Raw genomic sequence first — 17,794 nt, 5'->3', positions numbered from 1 at the left:
CGTTACACTTTAGTAGAAGCATGGACCTGTGCGTGCTTATCCTGTTTATGGTCATGCTCGTGGTCGTCATCATGGTGATGTTCATGATCGTGGTCATGATGATGGTCGTGATCATGTTTATGACTGTGATCGTGGTCATGATGATGGTCATGATCATGTTTGTGGCTGTGATCGTGGTCATGATGATGGTCATGATCATGCTCGTGGCTGTGCCCGTGACCATGGTGATGGTCATGATCATGCTCGTGGCTGTGCCCGTGACCATGGTGATGGTCATCGTCGTGATGATGGTGATGATCGATATGCTCCATCGCAGCCAGACGATATTGGCACATGTCACAGTTCATCCGTGCCTCGCCCTCCAGCGCTTCCAAGGCGCGTTCCTGCAAAATCGTCTTCAATTTCGGATGGAAGCCGAAATAATCAGCCAAAGCAAATTCATGCTCAGGATAGCGTTCCTGATATTGCTCCAGCAATTGCTCCATCCGCTTGATAAGAACGCCAGTAAATAAGAAATAAGGGAGAATGATGACCTTCTGCGCTCCAAGCTTCAAGCAGCGCTCTACGCCTTCCTCCATTAAAGGTGCCGTCACCCCGATAAACGCGGTCTCCACCCATTTGACCTTCAGCTTTTCCCAGAACAGGCGTGAAATTTTGAACAAATCGCTGTTTGCATCCGCATCGCTGCTACCCCGTCCGACAACAAGCACCGCCGTATTTTCCAGATCAAGACCTTCGCCCAAATGGAGCTCGGCCTTGCTCCCAACTGATGCCAGCCTGGAGCCAAGAATTTCCAAAACCTGTTCATGCACGCCAATGGGCCGACCATAGGTGAAACGAACCTCCGGATAGCGAAGCTTCGCTTCGTCGATCGCCGCAGGAATATGAATCTTTGCATGACCGGCTGCAAACAAAGTAATCGGCACGACAGCTACATGCGTAGCCCCCTGCCGAATGCAGCTTGCAATCCCCTGTGCAATGGATGGCGCTTCAAACTCAAGAAAGCAGGTTTCCACCAGCGGTCCTTCCAGCCCCTCCGCCACCGTGCGGACAAATGCCCGAATTTCCTCATTCCCATCGGCATCCTTACTTCCATGGCCTACAAATAATACAGCCTTCATCTAGGTTATCCCTCCCATGTTTTCCCATCCTTGAATGTGCCTTAAAAATTCCGTTCGTTTTAATCCCCGCAAACCGCATCCTCTATTGTAAAAACAGGAAGCTCCTGATGCGTGTAGCCTTCAATTTGCTTGACCCGTTTAAAAAACTTATGGAAGCGCTCATTCGGATGCCCTTCCGCAATATATCGCTGCACGATTCGCTCAATCGTATCGACAAGCGCCTCCGGCTCAATGCCTTCGGCTACCGGCTGCGCGGGATGGACATTGCGTCCCACTGTTTTGCCACCGAGGAACAAATCGAATTTTTGCTTACGATAGACGATCCCTATGTCCTCATTGACAGCGCCGTAGCAGGCCATCCCGCAGCCGTTCAAGCCGATGCGCAGCTCCTTCGGCACCCGAAGCCCGCCCAGGCGCTGATGAATCTCCTCCGCGTAAGGAATCGCGTCCCCCTTCTCGGCGTTGCAAAAGTCGCAAGCCTTAAGCTGTGCAACGTCGCCGATAGGGGCAAGCATGAACCCTTCCCCACGCAATCTTGAAGTGATGGCCTCAGGGCGATCCGTAGGGATACGCACGATCATCTGATGATGCGGCGTATATTCCATCGTTCCCTTCTCGCCTACGAGCTCGGCCAGCGTCAGCATTTGCTTCGCCGTAAACTTCTTCTCGACGACGCCGGGGCTGACCGCCAGCTCAAAAATCGACTGCTGGCGGAACAGTCCTCCGCCAGCGAATGGCTGTGCAGCTGCCGGGCCGCTGCTGTCCACGCCCTTGGCGCGGTCGGCCAGCTGCAGCGCCTCCAGCGCCAGCAGCAACGGCGCTCCCGCGTCTGGCTCCGGCGCCTCCGCTCCGCGCCTCGCACCTACCGCCAGCGTGCCGCTTCGCTCCTGCACCGCTATCGCGCTCGCCTGTACCGCGCCGCAGCTCGCCTGCTCGCGCTCCGCCGCCTCGCCCGCTGTGCTCAGCTCGGGCTCAGACCACTCATCGTCGCCCGGCTCCTCCCAGCCCCAATCGTCATCGTCCGGCTCGCCCGCCAAGGCGTCCCACTGCTTCAACGCCCAAGGCTCCGCCGCCTCCTGCAGACGCTGATGCGGACGAAGGGACTGCACGTCCGCTCCAAGTGTATACTTACGCTGGTATCCACGGGGTGTGATCATTAACCCGTCATACACGGTCGTCGAAGAGTTACCGATAATGACTGTCGTCAGCATGCCGATATCATGGTCCAGCATATCGCGCAAATTCGTCAGTACGACATCCTGACGGTCCCGATAAGCGCTCTTCACAATGCCAACCGGCGTTTCAGGCGATCGGTATTTCAGCAGGATACGCTGGGTTTCTACGATTTGGCGCGTCCGCCTTCCGCTGCGCGGGTTGTACAATGCAATGACGAAGTCCGCCTGGCCTGCCGCTTCAACCCGCTTGGCGATCAGCTCCCAAGGCGTCAAATGGTCGCTCAAGCTAATCGTACAAGCATCATGCATAACCGGAGCCCCCAGAAGGGATGCCGAGGAATTGATCGCAGAGATGCCCGGAATAATTTCCACTTCCACGCCATGCTGCCGGCTCCAGCCCTTTTCCATCAGTACTTCATACACAAGCCCCGCCATGCCGTAGACGCCGGCGTCACCGCTGGAGATAACGGCTACCTTTTTCCCTGCTTCCGCTTGACGAACCGCCTCCTGCGCACGGCTGACCTCCTCCGTCATCCCGGTCCGAACAATTTCCTGGTCAGTCAACAGCCCGCGGATCAAGTCGACATACGTGTTGTATCCGATAATGACCTCGCTCTCCTGAAGTGCCTCCCGCGCCCGTTTCGTGATATGCTCGAAGCTGCCGGGTCCAAACCCGATGATCAACAATTTACCTGTCATCACGCAGAGCCTCCCCATCCAAATACTGTATATTTGTATTCTGTAACCAATAAAAAAAGCATCCCCAACACACGAAATGTGTTAGAAATGCTTTTGCAGCTATCATCCGTTTCCGTTCGCAGCCATTCAATACCGCACGGGCCCCTTCATAAGCCGATCTCTAACACCTCCCCAAATCCTCGTAGGTTATCAGTGTTTTGGAACTAGGCAGGTCTCCTGACTTGGAGCCTCCTTGTTCCGATCGCCTTCCCAGGGTATATCATATGCGCCCAGTGGCATGAATCACGGAAAAAGTTGCCGATTGCATGAATCAGCGCTCCTTACAGTGGCGGGTCCGTGCCGGATTTACACCGGCTTCCCTTTTAAGCTGAACGAGAGAGCCCCTCTTCGCCCAGCACCTATTTCAATGATATGTAGTTGTTACAAGTCATCATATCACCGGGAGCGAAGATTTGTCCAGAAAAGAGCACGGCTAGTTCATATGCGGTACCCGAACCTCTCGTTTCTTCATATCCAAACTAAAAAAAGTACCTGTGTAGTTCCAAGATTCAACCTGCTGCTTCTCTGCCGTACGAAGGACGGGCTCAGACAGCGAGGTGGTTTGACTTTGGTTGAATTTATCCATCGAAATATTAAGCTGTTCCAGTATTGCTTTGATATCAATTGTTTTTTGCCCTTGCATACGATTTCCCACTCTCCATCCGTTTCACTTTATCATCGCTTGTGCTTGTATACTTAAAGTATAGTGGAGTCAGCCAAAAAAAAATGTCACTTGCTGGGGCCCTTTCTTCTATCTTAGTCATTATTTTTGTCGAAAGTAAGACTATTAATAAATCTTTATGATCAGGACCGGCCTTTATTTATAAGTCTGCGGTCACTGCTGTCCCGGAGTCTCCAAAATGTGATATGCATCACATTTTTCTTATGCCAACAGACCTAAGGATACATAACTTCACCGTCGTTCAAGACGGCATGCGCTTGTCGAGGCAAACCGAGGGTCGGAAGCTTATCTATCACCAAAAAGTTCTTGACGGCTTCTCATACAAAAAAACCGCTCGGCAGTTTCGGCCTGCCGGCGGTTTCACTTCATCTATGTAATGGTACGAGCAGCTACGCCGTCGGCGGAGTAAATACCCTCTGCAGAAATTCGGCATCCAGCATATAAAAGGCATTGCTGTCTCTGTCGATCCGTTTCAGCTTCTGAATGATGCTATCGAACATCGATTCCTCCTCGACTTGCTCGTCGATAAACCATTTCAGGAACTGCATCGTGGCGTGCTCGCGTTCGTTCAGCGCCAGATCGGACAGGTGATAAATCCGTTTGGTCACGATTTGTTCGTGCTCATAGCCATGCTCGAACACTTGAAGCACCGAACGGTAGTCATTATTCGGATTTTCCATCCCATCAATTGTAGCGCGTCGACCGCGATCGTTCAGAAATTTATAAATCTTCATCGCATGGAACCGCTCTTCTTCCGCTTGGACGATAAAAAAGTTAGCAAAGCCGTCCAAACTTTCACCGGAGCAATATGCAGCCATCGCTAAATAGACGTGGGAGGAATAAAATTCATAATTCATTTGTTCATTTAAAGCCTGGTAAAGCTCATCTGACATCAAGTGAGGATCCACCTTCCTATGGGTCTATTTCGCTCTCATTCCCGAAATATACAATAAAACCAATACGAATGCAACGAATAAGGCAGGAGAGAGAATCCATAGCAGCGTCATAAGAATTGCACCCTTTCCGCTTCCGCAGAGGATATTATCCGATCATCTCGCGCAGCTCTTTATACAGCTTTTTGGCTGTAGGAGCGCACACGATCTTTTCCGATTTTCCGACCAGCACCATGCAGCCCTTGGAGCAGGCCTTGCAGTTGCCCAGACAATCGCGCTTCTTATGCTTGATCTCCGGAAACTTCTCCTTCATTGCTTTATATACGGACTTGGAGCCATGTCTGAAGTTTTTACAGCAGTACTTAATTTTCATACGGTCCTGTTCTCCCCGCCATTGAATGGTGAAGCAAGTTACCACTACAATGAATGATAATGGTTCTCATTATCATTGTCAACAGGGAATATCGGGCTCTTGTCCGATCCATCGTATCCTTCCGCAATCAGACGGCGTCCTGCTTCGGAGGAGCAGACGGCAGCTTATGATTATCCATAAAACGCCGATATATGAAATCCCCCAGCAGTTGGGTCAAGCCCTCCTTCAAATGAATTTTAGGCCTCCAGCCGAATTCCTCCTCGGCCTTCCTGTAAGAAATACAATAATGGATATGATCCTCCGGGCGTGAAGGCATATAGGCCGGCGTTTTTTTCTGTTCCATCATTTCATTCATCATATTCAATAAATCAATGACCCGGATGGATCTTCCCGTTCCAATATTATAAGTTTGCCCGCCGCCTATGCTTAACGCTTGAATATTGGCTGCCGCCACATCCGTGACATAGACGAAATCCCGGGCCTGCATCCCTTTGCCATATATAACGGGGCGCTCCCCATTCGTATAAGTCTCCATAATTTCGGAAATGACACTGCCGTCACCGAACGAATTTTGCCTGAACCCGTACACATTGGCATACCTTAGAATCGTAAACGGAATGCCATAAAGCGCACCGTACTGCTTGATGTATTCTTCCGATGTCAGCTTGGCTCTCGCGCTGCCGGACAATGGAGCACAGCGGAACGATTCATTCACGGGAATGAGCTCCGTTGCCCCGTATACGTTCGCCGAGGAGCCGTATACCAGCTTTTTAACGGGAAATTCTCTGCACATATCCAGCAGGTGAATCAAGCCGCCCAGATTCGGATTCAGTCCGCGCGCCAGAAGCTCGTCGCCATCCGTCTGCTCCGCCAGATGAATACAGTAGTCCGGCCTTTCCGACTCAAAAATATCACGCAGCTCCTTCCCTGCAATATCCGCTTTATATACGATACATTTCGGATCAACAAATTCCTCTTTCCCCGAACGGAAGCTGTCGACAACTACAACCTCCATTCCCATACTCAAAGCAAAATCCGCTGTATGCGAGCCTATGAAACCCGCTCCACCTGTGATTAGCAGTTTCATCCCTTTCCCCCCAATGTCCTATATGATCAAAACAATGCCTGTCGAACTATGATACATTATGTATCATTATATAAAAAATCGGGATCTTTCGTCAATGTCATATCCCATAAATTTTAAAAATAGTTATCTTGTGGATGAAGAAAAGAAAGACACTACCCGGCAGTCCGAATAGTGTCTCTTGGCACTCACGATCATTTAACGCTGGAGGTCTTCTGGTTGCTTTCGGCTCCCTCCATGACATAATCTACGCTCACGGAAAAATATTGAGCAATTTTTCTTAACGTATCATAGGTCGGCTGTCTTCGATCGTTCTCATAATGCGAGAGCGCTGCACGAGTCACACCAATGATGCGGGCCAGCTCACCCTGCGTTAGTTGCCTCTCTCCCCTCAAATGGGAAATGCGTTTTCCTAGTTTCATTGCGGCATATCTTTCCTTTCTCGTGAGTTTATATCTTCATGCTCGTTGCAATTGATTAACAGCTTCCTATTGTAATAACAGTCCAAGGATCTCTTACTACTGATTATACATGTTTTTACATTTAGATACAATTCGTATCATAAACTTTATTACATTAAATGATACCGCTTACAACAATAGAACGCAAAACAAGCGATCTCCTACCCGCCGGGCAGCAAAATCGCTTGTCATTTAATTCAGAAGAGACTCCACAATTTATGTATTATTTCGAATCATCATCGGAAGGCAACTGCGACTTTGTATAGGAAGGTGGCGGATTTTGAAAGATAAAGGCTTTCTCGTCAATATTGAGCTGCTTCATAATTTTGTAGACATCCATGGTAATCATTTTCTGATTCGAGTAGTTGCTACTCATTCTTAACGCTCCCTTTAACTATATGTTTTCCTTTGTTAACGGCTAGGATATAATATCACTTTATGATACATTTTGTATCCTGTCAAACGATAAAAAAGTCAACAAACCATGGATTATGTATATTCATGTCGAATCACATCTAAAAATTACTTTAGCATTTAAAATAATGTAATTTACTTTACTTTTTTCTTGCACAATCGTCTGTGATTGCAGGCTAGGTTTGAAATAACTTCCGGGGGACAAACTGTTCGTAGGAGCAAAGGAGCGAGTAGCTTTCAAGGATTTTCGATACAATGGTAGGGGCGTCTTCCATCATCCGGTTTATGGCTGCAATCATTGCTCGCTTCTCCTGCCCATTCATCTGGAACTCGACGGCATATTCGTAAGGAGCCGTTGGATGCAGCCGTTTCAGTCTACTGCCTGTCAAATGAAAGGAGTGGGATCCGAACAGCAGCTGAAACGCATACGTCATGCTGACACCTGCAGGCAGCGATAAGGGGGTTTTAAAGAAGAGCTCGCTGCGGCTTACATTCGTTATTTCGACCAGCGCATACCGGGTTTGGACAGGCCGGTTATCAACCTGAAGAACGGATAGACGACATTGTATGGATGCCAGTTGCGCTCGCCGCTGGGACTGCATTGCAACGTTTAACATTTCATTCATCTCGCATCTTCCCAATCATCGAATTTTTAGGTAAAATAAACTCATGATACATTATGTAATACATATCACACATTTCACATGCCCTCCACTTATTGCATAATGTCTTTAATATCAACGTTTTTCAAGTAAATCACCTTATTCAAGTAAGTACACTAGCATTAACATACGATACAATATGTATCAATGTCAAGAGGTTGTTTTCCCATTTTCTCTCACTTTTTTCATCATCAAAGATAGCATAATTGGAGGTTAATAATGTATGAAGTACGGGGAAAGGATTGCAGCGCTTCGTGAAAAACATTCCCTGACGCAGGAGGGGCTCTCGACCAAATTAGGAATTACTCGTGCTTCTCTATCTCATTACGAGAATAACCGCAGAGAGCCGGATTACGAAACGATTGTAAGTATAGCCAACCTCTTTAATGTGTCCATAGACTACCTGATCGGCAGAACCGAAGATCCTCACGGCGTTCTGGATGAAGATGTCCGCGAGTTTGTTGATGCGTTAGAGCTTTCCAATGAGCATATCCTGGAGAAATTCGCCTTAACTGTGGACGGTATGAGATTGACGCCGGAAGAAGCCAAACGGTTTATTAATTTCGTTAGAGCGGAACGGTCTAACAACAACTCCTAGCTCACAGCACATCTTCGTACCGAGGCCTTTTGAGATGAGCGCGTCAGAAGAACAGGCAGCCGGCCGAGGCTGTCTGTTTTTTGGATACAAAAAAAGCACTCATGACCTGATCGCGGCACAATTGGCGAATATCAGCGAGTGCTGGACAGCTTATATAAGGGCCCCACTACTGCTTGGTCTGCCCCATCATTTCACAGACGTGCTTGCAAGAGCATAGCGCTTTTTGGACGGAGCACCAGGATCTCTTGGCATAATAGATAGGCAAGTCCTGCTCCTTGGCCTGCTGCTTGATGACCTTCGTCAAGTTATGATTAATGTAATCCGTCAGCACCAGCACTGCATCTACCCTCTCCGGTATCCCCTTGCGCACCATTTGGCACTTGCGCCCCGACATATGCATTACATCATCAAAACCTATATGAGCCAGCTGTTCCGGCATATTTCCTAAATGATCCGCACCTACCACTAATATGGACGCCATCTGCAGTCCTCCTCTGGATTCATTGATAATTATTCTCACTTGTCCTTTGAATACAATGATAATGGTTCTCATTATCATTGTCAACTTTATGATATAGAAAAAAAGAGAGTCCCCCATACACCGCGGCGCTCTCCGGTTTTCCGGTAGATCATATTATTCCGATGTGTTAACTATGTTTTAATATTAGCAAGTTTTGTTCCTTTGGTCAATGGTTTTTTGCATTCGTTGACACCCCTTGGCGGTTCATATAAAATTAGCTCAAATCTCGGGCCCTCTGTCCCAACAAAAGGAGTTTAAGCCATGAATTCCGTCATCGAACTGCTGCACAACCATCGTTCTATCCGTAAATTCAAGGATGCCCCTCTCTCCGGGGAGCAAGTGGACAGCATTATCGGCTCTGCCCAGATGGCATCAACCTCAAGCAATGTCCAGGCGTACAGTATCATCGGCGTCACAGACCCCGACAAAAAGAAGCGGTTGGCCGAGCTAACCGGCAATCAGGCTTATGTGGAGCATTGCGGCCTGTTTCTCGTATTTTGCGCCGACTTGTACCGGAATCAGGTCGCTGTCAGCATGCATGAGCAGCCCTTCCACCAAAATACGGAGAGCTTCCTTGTCGCTTCGCTCGATGCCGCGCTTGCTGCGCAGAACGCCGCGGTCGCCGCAGAGTCACTTGGCCTGGGCATCTGCTATATCGGCGGGATCCGGAACAAGCCGCAGGAAGTGAGCGAGCTGCTGGAGCTGCCTCAGCTTGTATACCCGGTGTTCGGCATGTGCATCGGCGTGCCCGATCAGGCCCCTTCGTCCCGTCCGCGGCTGGCCCGCCCTGCCGTATACCATCCGAATGCCTACAATGCAGGCCGTACCCGCAGCGATATCGAAGCCTACGATGAAGTGACCCGGGAATATTACAAGGAGCGGACCCAAGGCAAAGTTTTGACGACATGGTCCAAGGGCTTGGCGGATAAGTACCGCGAGCCGGTCCGCGCACATATCCGGCCTTTCTTGGAGGCCAGAGGCTTCCGGCTGGAGTAGCCTCGTTTTTTTTCACAGACATCACTGCAAAGGAGCAGCTCTATGATTTACGGAAGAGATAAAACGAGCAAGATCATCGGGATTGGCCCGAATTTTAAAGCCTTTCGCGAGCAAAAGGGGATTACGCATACCGACGACCCTTTTCTGTCCTTGAAATCTCCCGAGAGTCTGACCTTCTCCGATACCGTCTATGTTTCACCCGCGATGGGCGCCTTCATTTGTGAAGTTGAGATGGCTATCATTATCGGTCAAGACTGCAAGCATATCGAGGAGCACGAGGCGGCTTCCGTTGTCGCCGGCTATGCCCTGGCCAATGATATGACTGCTGCGGACCATTTTGACGACGGCCGGTTCAAGATGTACGATCAAATGACCCCAATCGGTCCGATGGTGCAGGTGAGCAGCCCTTCGGACGTCACATTAGAGATGTGGGTCAACGGAGAGCTCATACAGCGCGACAACACCTCGCAAATGCTGTTTTCGCCTGCTTGGCAGGTGTCGCATATTTCGAAAATCATGACGCTGCGCAAAGGCGATGTCATTTTGTCCGGCACCCCGGCCAATCCGCGCCTTTGCCAGGTCGGAGACGTCATTGAAATGCGCAGCCCGGAGCTGGGCAGCGTCCGCTACACGATCCATCAGGAGCAAAAATAGCCGATGCAGCCAACGGCAGCGGAGCTTTTTTATTCCATCCGAGCCTTGACTTCCTAAGTCGAGGCTTCTTTTTTTTGCGCGATACGGTATACCTTCAGCGCCAGCTGCAGCTGGAACTTCACCTCGGGGTCCTTCAAGTCCGCTTTCAGCAGCGATGAAATCCGTTCAAGCCGGTACACAACCGAGTTATAGTGGCAGAAGAGCGTCTGGGCCGTTTCTTTAATATTCGCATCGTGCTTCAAATAGGCGATCAATGTCTCAATGAGCCTTGACTGGTGTTTGTCATCGTGATCCTCAAGCGGCTTCAGCTGATTCAGCAGCCTGCGTTTGGCACTGTCTTCTCCTGCCAGCAGATTCACGAGCGGATACATGCCAAGCTGTCCGTAGAACCAGATTGTCTCCTCCGGTTGGACAATAGCCCCCAGCTCCAGGGAGGTGCAGGCCTGCTGGTATCCCTGGTGAATATGCTCGATAGACTGCGATTCACTGATGCCCATGCACAGGCTGTACGGCTTCAGCAGCTTTCTGAGACCGGCCAGCCGCTTCTTCACCCCTTCGACTTGACGGTCGTCCTCCTCCCCGGTGACAGGGATCAGAAGCACCCACTCCTCCCCAAGAGCAACCGATAAAATCCCTTCGGTTATGAACTGCAGCTTCAGCTTGTCGAATGCTTTAGCCGCCCCTTGTGCCCCCACCCTCGAGGTAACCCCTACGCGGTACTGCGCTTGAAGCTGGATGCCGGCGACCGCAGCATGCAAATGAACGGCCTGCTGATCCTGCAGCTCGCCTAACAGCCACATCTTCAGAAATGTTTCCTTCTGGTTATCCTCCGCATGGTTCAGCGCCTGCTGCTTTGACAGCTGCAAGGTCAGCAGGCTCACGGCATGCTGGATAGCCAGTGAAAACGTCGCGGTCCCCCCTTCGTTAGCCCTATCCCAGCAAATCAGGTACGCCAGCACCTCGTTATTTCTCTGAATGGGGATGAACCTTTTGGTCGCATCCCCAGGCCATACGAAGCCAAGACTGCTGCCTTCCAGAGCAGGGATCGCATCCGCGGAAGAGGCTAGCGGCTCCCGTATGTCAGGCCAGACGGGCTGATACGAAGAATCCGTCGAATACGCCTCCCGCCGGCTTGTGATGAGCGCCGCCTGCATGTTCATGCACCGCGCGATCGTTTCGACTAGCGTTGACCAATGCTCGCCCAGCACCAAAGAATCGGTCAGCAGTTGAATGCAGCGGTGCAGCTCCATCAAGCCTCTGGCCTTCCGGTCGATAATTTCCTCAATGACCTCGGAGATGGTTTGAGAATACCCCACCTCAAATGCGAGCTCCAAAATCGGAAAAGCGTAGGCATCGGCCATTCGAATCATGCTCTCGGGCACCTTCTCCAGATAGCGCTTCGTCTTAATCCCGATAGCAGAGATCCCCGCCTCGCTAAGCTTGGGAATCAGTTCCTCCTGGGCCAGCGGATTATCCTTGATGGAGTAAGCCGTCGTAAGCAGCAGGTCCCCCTTGCGAACCCAATTGTATACATCGGGCACTTCCATCACATTAATGTTTGTAATCATGCGATCCAGTCCGGACGACCCGGCAATGATAGGCTGTTTGTCGAACAGATTCGGCTTGCGATACAGCAATTCCCGTATGGTAATCCCTTCCATGCACAGCACCTTCCCCCACCCTTTATATGTCATATAATATAACATTAATATTCAATTGATAGAAGCGTTTATTGTATGATGATCACAAAAAAACACGAGCAAAATAGCAGTAAAATCCGGGTTACACAGCTTTTTTTCAGGTAGACACTGTGAATTGACGCCAAGGAGCAGCATCTTTTTTGTGAATACTTCACAATGCTTTCTTTTTAATTCATGATATATAATGTGACATATAGATACCAAACAAATTACACAAAGGGAGTGTTGGAGATGAGAAAATTCAGTATGATTTTGATGGTTGCCGCTTTGGGCTTCGTTACAGCGGCATGCGGAGGAGGAACGACAGCAGGTACGGCAGCCAAACCGGCCGAGCCCGCAGCAGCAACAGCCAGCTCGGGAAGCAGCGGAAGCGCCAAAGAGAGCACCGTCGAGCAAATCAAAAAACGCGGTAAGCTCATCATAGCTACCAGCGGAAATTTCCGCCCCATCACCTTCATGAATGAACAAGGGCAAATCGCCGGGCTCGATATCGAAATCGGGAACGCGATCGCCGATAAGCTGGGTGTGAAAGCGGAATTTGTACCCGGGAACCTGGCAGGCTTGATCCCGGGCATGAATGCAGGGAAATTCGATCTGGTGATGTCCGGCCTCACCATGACGGACGACAGGAAAAAAGCGATCGATTTCTCCGACAAATATTTGTCCGATGGCGCCGTGGCTGTCGTCAAAAAAGATAACACCACCGTGAAGGACGTCCAGCATCTGCAAGGTCTGGTAGCCGGTGTGATCGGAGGCTCCGGCACGCACAGCATCATCAAGGAATTGGGCGGCTACAAGGAGCTGAAAGAGTATCCGGGCCACGCTGAAGCGTTGACGGATTTGAAGGCCGGACGGATCGAGGTTTATACCGCAGGCAACATAGCCGCGATGGACTATATAAAGAACGATAAAAGCGAAATTCCGCTCAAAATCGTTGGCGAGCAATATGCCATCAAAGATATCGGTGTCGGCATTCGCAAAAACGAGGATGAGCTGAAATCGATCATCAACAGCGTCATTGCAGAGAAGAAAAAAGACGGTTCACTGGATAAGCTTATCGCCAAATGGATCGGAACTCCTGCAAAATAATAAGCTTGAAATGAGTGATTGCATATGAACTGGGACATCGTATCGAATTACTGGCAGCTTTATTTACAGGGAGCCCTGACTACGTTTCGCATCTCCATTTCCGCCATTATTTGCGCCACCCTTCTAGGCTACTTCGTCGCATTAATGCGCTTATCCAGCTTCCGCCTTCTGAACGGCATTTCGTTCATTTACGTATGGGTGTTCCGCGGCGTACCGCTGATGCTGACCTTATTCTGGATTTACTACGCTACACCTTTCGACATCAAGCTAACCGCCTTTGTTGCAGGCCTTGTGGCCATGTCGCTCAACTCCGCCTCCTTCAAGTCCGAGATTATCCGGGCCGGGCTGATGTCGGTAGACAAAGGGCAGCTGGAGGCGGCGGAATCCGTCGGCATGAATCCGATTCAAAAAATGGTACGCATCACGATTCCCCAATCCGTTCGGCTGATCACCCCTCCTTACATTAACAATTGCGTGATCATGCTGAAGGAGTCTGCTCAAGTGTCCATCATTACGGTGCCGGATCTGATGCTGGCAGCGCAGCGGGCCTACAACAGCACGTACAGCGTAGCCGAGACACTCGGCGTGGCCGGTGCGGTTTACTTGACCATGACCAGCCTGATCATGCTGCTGCAAACGTTCATCGAGAAAAAGCTGCGAATGAACAAAAAGTAGAGGAGGGCTTCACGATGATCCGAATTCACAAGCTGAACAAAACCTTTAAAGATAAATCGGTGCTGCGCGATATTAACCTCCACATTGAGGAGGGGCAGGTCGTATCCATTATCGGCCCGAGCGGAGCCGGCAAGAGCACGCTGCTTCGCTGCATCAATATGCTGGAGGTGCCTTCCGAAGGCGATATCCATGTGGACGGCCAGCCTGTGAAATATGCGACGAACGCCCGGGGCAAGCTGAACTTCTTCTCCCAGATGAAGCTGACGTGGCTGCGGACGCAGGTTTGCATGGTATTTCAGCAATTCCACCTTTGGCCCAATAAAACCGTGCTGCAAAATATTATTGAAGGTCCTTGCATTGTCAAAAAAATGCCGCGGGACGCCGCCATCCAAAAGGCCAAAGAGCTGCTCGGCAAAGTCGGCCTCGCCGACAAAATCAACGAATACCCCGCCAACCTCTCCGGAGGCCAGCAGCAGCGGGTTGCCATCGCAAGGGCACTTGCGATGGAGCCCAAGGTCATCTTGTTCGATGAGCCGACCTCGGCGCTGGATCCCGAGCTCGTCCATGAAGTATTGGAAATCATGGTGAAGCTGGCCGCCGAAGGCATGACGATGATTGTCGTCACCCACGAAATGAATTTTGCCCGCAACGTGTCCGATCGCGTGCTGTTCATGGAGAACGGCGCGATCACCGGCGACGGGAAGCCCGAGGAGCTGTTCGGGAACCCGAACCCCCGCATGATGCAGTTTTTGAAAAACCTGGACCCTACGAGCGAACTGAGAGGAGCTTTTACACATGAGAGTAGCAAGCAGCCAATATCGTTTGAAAATGTTAACCTCGTTCAAGGAATTTGAGGAGCACGTACGCTGGCACGTCGAATCCGCCGCCAATCAAGGCGCCAAGCTGCTGCTGCTGCCGGAGTTTTTTACCGCGGAGCTGCTAACGCTGCGCAAGCTGGACGCACCGAATCTGGAGGCCCACTATCCAATTTTCGAGCAGTTCGCCAAGGAATACACCGAATCGATTCAACAGCTGTGCCTCAAGCTGTCTGCCGAATACCACATCGTGCTCGCCGCAGGCTCCCACTTCACTCACCATAAAGCGGACGATAAATTTTATAACACTGCTTTCGTGTTTACGCCGGACGGCCGAATATTCTCACAGAGCAAAATCCACCCTTCCTATGAGATGGTGTACAACAAATCCATGACGACCCCGGGCGATAAGCTGGACGTGTTTGAATACGAAGGAGTGACGTACGGCATCTCGATATGCTACGACGGCTCCTTTCCAGAGGTCGCCCGTATTTTAACGAAGCTGGGTGCCGAGATCATCCTGGCCCCGACCGCTTGCCTGGACGAATGGGGACGCTCGCGCAATATCATGTTCGCTCAGGCCAGAGCCAGCGAGAACCAGGTGTTCGTGCTGAACAGCCATTTGATCGGCTCCATCCCGTTCCCGCCGAACGTGCCATACGGTTTCGCGTTTACCGGCCAAAGCGGCATCTACTCGCCGATCCAGCCGATGATCGGAACGCCCAACGGGATCATTGCCCAAGGCGAGCCTAACGTAGAGAGCGTCGTTGTAGGAGACTTGGATCTGGACTACCTGCGTTTCGTTCGTGAAAACGGGCACAACCGTAACCGCAGCGATATGCGCCCTGATTTTTACCGGCAATACGCCTAAAACCCGGTGAATCCGTTGAATCCGTGAATACGCATCGAAACGGATTCACTAGACAGAAATGAGTGTATTCTTCCATGGCGATCCTATTCACAATGTTCTTCATGGGCATGATTCTTGGATTTGCGGGAACCGGCGGGTCCGGCTTTATTATCGGCCTGCTGGTTGCCGTGTTCCACATTCCCATCCATACCGCCCTCGGCACCTCCATTGCGGCCATGATCTTCACCACGCTATCCGGCTCCATCAGTCATTTCAAGGAAGGCAACGCCCTGCTCAAGACAGGGCTGAGCATCGGAATATTCGGCGCCCTTGGAGCTTACGGCGGCACGTATGTCGCTCGTTGGATCGACGGGAGCCATCTAGTCTGGATGACGAGCGGCATGCTGCTGCTCTCCGGATTTCTTATCTGGCTGCGCACGCGCCTAAGCTTTGCAGGGCGCAGCGAATCAGCCTTTGAGGAACGCTCCGTCACAGACCGCCCCGGCTTCTGGTCCAAATCAAGCATGACCGGCATCGTTACCGGCGGTCTATCCGGGATGTTCGGCATCGGGTCTACACCCTTCATCCAGCTGGCGCTGCTGATTCTGTTCAGACTCCCGCTTCGCCAGTCGGTAGGGACGACGATGGTCGTCATCCTGCCGATTGCCTTGTGCGGCTCCGCCGGCTTCCTGCAGGCCGGCTTCCTGGACTGGACGCTGCTGCTGCAGGTCGTCACAGGAACGATGACCGGCTCCTACATCGGAGCCAAGTTCACCAAACGGGCACCGCGCGTACTGCTGCGGACCGCAATGGTTGTCACCCCGATCGCAGGCGGACTGCTGCTGCTTGTCCGGTAGCGCCATCCATTGGCGGCAAGCTTCGGCGAAACGGGAAGCAGCGGCGGCGGCATTTTAGAGGAAAGAGGGATAACTGCATGATCTATGCGGATTTCAACGATTGGGACAGAGACCGCATCGGACTCTCCCCGAAATTGGAGGCAGTGCTCACATGGATACATGAAACCCCTTTGGAGCAGTGGGTTGACGGAAGCTATCCGCTCCCTCTGTGGAGTGAGGATGCGCTTCTCGTGATCAAGACGGCAGCCCTCGAGCCGGAGCATGATGTCCTTTTCGAAAGGCATGAACGGCATCTGGACATTCATTACTGCATTGCAGGCGAAGAAGAGATAGGGTATGCGAGGGATGACGGGAAGCAGGAGGCAGTTTCCGTTGCGCGCCCTATGGAGGACCACTTTTTCTACAAGCCGGTAGAAGGGGCACTCCGTTTATTGCTGAAGCCGGGCACGTTCGCCCTATTTTTCCCTGGGGAGCTGCACCAGCCTTGCTGTGCCACGCCCTCAGCGTTACAGGTACGCAAAGTGGTTGTGAAGCTGCCGGGCTGACCTCCTCTTCCTCGTATCATGACAAAAACCCACCTTAAGGCTGCTCGCCTAAAAAGGTGGGTTTCTCATTTTATCAAGCCGGCGTTACCTAAAGGTGATCTTCTGCTCTTCCCACCCGGTCCTCTTGTACGCATCGCCGATCCCAGCCTCTGCCACCAGGCTTTTTGGAACCCGCTTCAGCTTCAGGGATACATCAAAGGAAGCCTGGAACAGCGACGGGGTAATCTGAATTTCCTGCTCACTCACCCAATGGGCAACGAGACGCCGCCCCGGGTCCCCCGTAATCCGGTCATAGCTCCTAAAGCCGTCCCGGTACCAGGGATGCTCTTGTTCTTTCGCTGCGCCAGGCCGGTTCAAACAAACATACAACGAAATATCATCGCATAGCTGCAGCAGCTGAATATGACTTTGCAGCGCTTCGGCATCCAGTGAGCTCCGCTCACTCTTGATTCGCGCCTGCCTCTCGACCTCATGGTCATGAAATTCGACGCATTCGGGTCGGTCGCTTGTTTCAAAAATCCGAAAGGACGCATAATGCATGCTGCATAATAAGGCCGCATACGGATTCCGAAGCTCGACTTCATCAATACCTTGCTTATACATCGCGAGCTTGGGTAAGAGCGGATAATCCATGAACGAAAAAGGAAGCCCCTCCCCGTCATTCCATATCGGCGTTTCATCCAAACGAATCCAGCTGCGGTCATGCTCATATACCGCCAGCAGAACATCGTCCACATAGCCTGTGTCCACAAAATAAGACGCCGCCATACGGGCGGCCACGTCACCGGACACCCGGGCATGATCATGCTGCTGGACCAACACAAAATCCCGTTCCGTTTCGCGGATGATCATCGCGCTCACTCCTTTTTACAACATCCTTACCCTCATTGTA

At 51.2% G+C, this 17,794-nt stretch carries 21 protein-coding genes and 1 riboswitch; of the genes, 9 read left to right on the top strand and 12 right to left on the bottom strand.

Annotated features, from left to right (window positions below; all coding sequences use genetic code 11):
* Positions 1–2 precede the first annotated feature (2 nt).
* The 9 genes from CF651_RS16040 to CF651_RS16005 all read right to left on the bottom strand — a co-directional run bounded on the left by CF651_RS16040 (position 3) and on the right by CF651_RS16005 (position 7,567).
* Complete coding sequence (locus CF651_RS16040) at positions 3–1,121, bottom strand: sirohydrochlorin chelatase (RefSeq protein WP_094015881.1); 1,119 nt, start codon at positions 1,119–1,121, stop codon at positions 3–5.
* A 59-nt stretch (positions 1,122–1,180) separates the two neighbouring features.
* A complete protein-coding gene (gene cobJ / locus CF651_RS16035; protein WP_094015880.1) occupies positions 1,181–2,995 on the bottom strand; it encodes a precorrin-3B C(17)-methyltransferase in 1,815 nt (604 codons plus the stop codon).
* A gap of 189 nt (positions 2,996–3,184) precedes the next feature.
* A riboswitch (cobalamin riboswitch) is annotated at positions 3,185–3,412 on the bottom strand.
* A 55-nt stretch (positions 3,413–3,467) separates the two neighbouring features.
* Positions 3,468–3,677 carry a hypothetical protein gene (locus tag CF651_RS16030; RefSeq protein WP_094015879.1) on the bottom strand — a complete coding sequence of 70 codons (210 nt, stop codon included), beginning with the start codon at positions 3,675–3,677 and terminating at the stop codon, positions 3,468–3,470.
* Between the two features lie 428 nt (positions 3,678–4,105).
* The gene (locus tag CF651_RS16025; RefSeq protein ID WP_094015878.1) at positions 4,106–4,609 is read right to left on the bottom strand and encodes a ferritin; all 504 of its coding nucleotides are present in this window, start codon (positions 4,607–4,609) and stop codon (positions 4,106–4,108) included.
* A 148-nt stretch (positions 4,610–4,757) separates the two neighbouring features.
* On the bottom strand, positions 4,758–4,982 hold the full coding sequence (locus CF651_RS16020) for a DUF1450 domain-containing protein (RefSeq protein ID WP_094015877.1): 225 nt from the start codon (positions 4,980–4,982) through the stop codon (positions 4,758–4,760).
* Between the two features lie 127 nt (positions 4,983–5,109).
* Complete coding sequence (locus tag CF651_RS16015; protein ID WP_094015876.1) at positions 5,110–6,069, bottom strand: NAD-dependent epimerase/dehydratase family protein; 960 nt, start codon at positions 6,067–6,069, stop codon at positions 5,110–5,112.
* Between the two features lie 191 nt (positions 6,070–6,260).
* On the bottom strand, positions 6,261–6,488 hold the full coding sequence (locus CF651_RS16010; protein ID WP_094015875.1) for a helix-turn-helix domain-containing protein: 228 nt from the start codon (positions 6,486–6,488) through the stop codon (positions 6,261–6,263).
* 262 nt (positions 6,489–6,750) lie between these two features.
* Entirely contained in the window at positions 6,751–6,903 is a 153-nt protein-coding gene (locus CF651_RS32310) for a hypothetical protein (RefSeq protein WP_179232838.1), read from the bottom strand.
* A 214-nt stretch (positions 6,904–7,117) separates the two neighbouring features.
* Positions 7,118–7,567 carry a hypothetical protein gene (locus CF651_RS16005; RefSeq protein WP_094015874.1) on the bottom strand — a complete coding sequence of 150 codons (450 nt, stop codon included), beginning with the start codon at positions 7,565–7,567 and terminating at the stop codon, positions 7,118–7,120.
* 259 nt (positions 7,568–7,826) lie between these two features.
* On the opposite strand from CF651_RS16005, the gene CF651_RS16000 reads away from it, so the two are divergent.
* Entirely contained in the window at positions 7,827–8,201 is a 375-nt protein-coding gene (locus CF651_RS16000; protein WP_094015873.1) for a helix-turn-helix domain-containing protein, read from the top strand.
* Between the two features lie 166 nt (positions 8,202–8,367).
* Here the strand turns inward: CF651_RS16000 and CF651_RS15995 are convergent, their stop codons facing one another.
* Positions 8,368–8,682 (bottom strand): DUF2325 domain-containing protein, encoded by a 315-nt coding sequence (locus CF651_RS15995; RefSeq protein WP_094015872.1) that lies wholly within the window; start codon positions 8,680–8,682, stop codon positions 8,368–8,370.
* 300 nt (positions 8,683–8,982) lie between these two features.
* On the opposite strand from CF651_RS15995, the gene nfsA reads away from it, so the two are divergent.
* Both nfsA and CF651_RS15985 read left to right on the top strand, forming a co-directional pair.
* A complete protein-coding gene (nfsA, locus tag CF651_RS15990) occupies positions 8,983–9,717 on the top strand; it encodes an oxygen-insensitive NADPH nitroreductase (protein ID WP_094015871.1) in 735 nt (244 codons plus the stop codon).
* Between the two features lie 42 nt (positions 9,718–9,759).
* Positions 9,760–10,371 (top strand): fumarylacetoacetate hydrolase family protein, encoded by a 612-nt coding sequence (locus CF651_RS15985; protein ID WP_094015870.1) that lies wholly within the window; start codon positions 9,760–9,762, stop codon positions 10,369–10,371.
* Between the two features lie 53 nt (positions 10,372–10,424).
* Here CF651_RS15985 and CF651_RS15980 read toward each other — a convergent pair whose 3' ends face one another.
* Positions 10,425–12,032 carry a PucR family transcriptional regulator gene (locus tag CF651_RS15980; RefSeq protein ID WP_179232837.1) on the bottom strand — a complete coding sequence of 536 codons (1,608 nt, stop codon included), beginning with the start codon at positions 12,030–12,032 and terminating at the stop codon, positions 10,425–10,427.
* 270 nt (positions 12,033–12,302) lie between these two features.
* Between CF651_RS15980 and CF651_RS15975 the strand changes: the two genes are divergently transcribed.
* The 6 genes from CF651_RS15975 (at position 12,303) to CF651_RS15950 (ending at position 16,902) form a co-directional block, all read left to right on the top strand.
* The gene (locus CF651_RS15975) at positions 12,303–13,160 is read left to right on the top strand and encodes a substrate-binding periplasmic protein (RefSeq protein ID WP_179232836.1); all 858 of its coding nucleotides are present in this window, start codon (positions 12,303–12,305) and stop codon (positions 13,158–13,160) included.
* Between the two features lie 24 nt (positions 13,161–13,184).
* On the top strand, positions 13,185–13,835 hold the full coding sequence (locus CF651_RS15970) for an amino acid ABC transporter permease (RefSeq protein WP_094015867.1): 651 nt from the start codon (positions 13,185–13,187) through the stop codon (positions 13,833–13,835).
* Between the two features lie 14 nt (positions 13,836–13,849).
* A complete protein-coding gene (locus CF651_RS15965; protein WP_094015866.1) occupies positions 13,850–14,689 on the top strand; it encodes an amino acid ABC transporter ATP-binding protein in 840 nt (279 codons plus the stop codon).
* A complete protein-coding gene (locus tag CF651_RS15960) occupies positions 14,631–15,521 on the top strand; it encodes a nitrilase-related carbon-nitrogen hydrolase (RefSeq protein WP_094015865.1) in 891 nt (296 codons plus the stop codon). Before CF651_RS15965 ends, CF651_RS15960 begins: the two co-directional genes overlap by 59 nt.
* 74 nt (positions 15,522–15,595) lie before the next feature.
* Positions 15,596–16,357, top strand: coding sequence for a sulfite exporter TauE/SafE family protein (locus CF651_RS15955; RefSeq protein ID WP_094015864.1), 762 nt, complete (start codon positions 15,596–15,598; stop codon positions 16,355–16,357).
* Between the two features lie 77 nt (positions 16,358–16,434).
* Positions 16,435–16,902: a NanQ anomerase/TabA/YiaL family protein gene (locus tag CF651_RS15950; RefSeq protein ID WP_094015863.1), complete on the top strand. Its 468-nt coding sequence runs from the start codon at positions 16,435–16,437 to the stop codon at positions 16,900–16,902.
* An 84-nt stretch (positions 16,903–16,986) separates the two neighbouring features.
* Here CF651_RS15950 and CF651_RS15945 read toward each other — a convergent pair whose 3' ends face one another.
* Complete coding sequence (locus tag CF651_RS15945) at positions 16,987–17,754, bottom strand: DUF3891 family protein (protein WP_094015862.1); 768 nt, start codon at positions 17,752–17,754, stop codon at positions 16,987–16,989.
* Positions 17,755–17,794: the final 40 nt, after the last annotated feature.

Origin of the sequence: Paenibacillus rigui, assembly GCF_002234615.1 — a bacterium.
Taxonomy (GTDB): domain Bacteria; phylum Bacillota; class Bacilli; order Paenibacillales; family NBRC-103111; genus Paenibacillus_S; species Paenibacillus_S rigui.
The sequence above is the reverse complement of the archived record's forward strand: the minus strand, read 5'-3'. Positions and strand labels throughout refer to the sequence as shown.

Bases quoted from the DNA above. Each gene is read 5' to 3' on its own strand.
- CF651_RS15970 (WP_094015867.1), top strand. From the start codon at position 13,185: ATGAACTGGGACATCGTATCGAATTACTGGCAGCTTTATTTACAGGGA.
- CF651_RS16040 (WP_094015881.1), bottom strand. From the start codon at position 1,121: ATGAAGGCTGTATTATTTGTAGGCCATGGAAGTAAGGATGCCGATGGG.
- CF651_RS16005 (WP_094015874.1), bottom strand. From the start codon at position 7,567: ATGAATGAAATGTTAAACGTTGCAATGCAGTCCCAGCGGCGAGCGCAA.
- CF651_RS16020 (WP_094015877.1), bottom strand. From the start codon at position 4,982: ATGAAAATTAAGTACTGCTGTAAAAACTTCAGACATGGCTCCAAGTCC.
- CF651_RS16030 (WP_094015879.1), bottom strand. From the start codon at position 3,677: ATGCAAGGGCAAAAAACAATTGATATCAAAGCAATACTGGAACAGCTT.
- CF651_RS16000 (WP_094015873.1), top strand. From the start codon at position 7,827: ATGAAGTACGGGGAAAGGATTGCAGCGCTTCGTGAAAAACATTCCCTG.
- CF651_RS15995 (WP_094015872.1), bottom strand. From the start codon at position 8,682: ATGGCGTCCATATTAGTGGTAGGTGCGGATCATTTAGGAAATATGCCG.
- CF651_RS15965 (WP_094015866.1), top strand. From the start codon at position 13,850: ATGATCCGAATTCACAAGCTGAACAAAACCTTTAAAGATAAATCGGTG.
- CF651_RS16010 (WP_094015875.1), bottom strand. From the start codon at position 6,488: ATGAAACTAGGAAAACGCATTTCCCATTTGAGGGGAGAGAGGCAACTA.
- CF651_RS15955 (WP_094015864.1), top strand. From the start codon at position 15,596: ATGGCGATCCTATTCACAATGTTCTTCATGGGCATGATTCTTGGATTT.
- CF651_RS15950 (WP_094015863.1), top strand. From the start codon at position 16,435: ATGATCTATGCGGATTTCAACGATTGGGACAGAGACCGCATCGGACTC.
- CF651_RS16025 (WP_094015878.1), bottom strand. From the start codon at position 4,609: ATGTCAGATGAGCTTTACCAGGCTTTAAATGAACAAATGAATTATGAA.
- CF651_RS15980 (WP_179232837.1), bottom strand. From the start codon at position 12,032: ATGGAAGGGATTACCATACGGGAATTGCTGTATCGCAAGCCGAATCTG.
- CF651_RS32310 (WP_179232838.1), bottom strand. From the start codon at position 6,903: ATGAGTAGCAACTACTCGAATCAGAAAATGATTACCATGGATGTCTAC.
- CF651_RS15960 (WP_094015865.1), top strand. From the start codon at position 14,631: ATGAGAGTAGCAAGCAGCCAATATCGTTTGAAAATGTTAACCTCGTTC.
- CF651_RS16015 (WP_094015876.1), bottom strand. From the start codon at position 6,069: ATGAAACTGCTAATCACAGGTGGAGCGGGTTTCATAGGCTCGCATACA.
- CF651_RS15945 (WP_094015862.1), bottom strand. From the start codon at position 17,754: ATGATCATCCGCGAAACGGAACGGGATTTTGTGTTGGTCCAGCAGCAT.
- cobJ (WP_094015880.1), bottom strand. From the start codon at position 2,995: ATGACAGGTAAATTGTTGATCATCGGGTTTGGACCCGGCAGCTTCGAG.
- CF651_RS15985 (WP_094015870.1), top strand. From the start codon at position 9,760: ATGATTTACGGAAGAGATAAAACGAGCAAGATCATCGGGATTGGCCCG.
- nfsA (WP_094015871.1), top strand. From the start codon at position 8,983: ATGAATTCCGTCATCGAACTGCTGCACAACCATCGTTCTATCCGTAAA.
- CF651_RS15975 (WP_179232836.1), top strand. From the start codon at position 12,303: ATGAGAAAATTCAGTATGATTTTGATGGTTGCCGCTTTGGGCTTCGTT.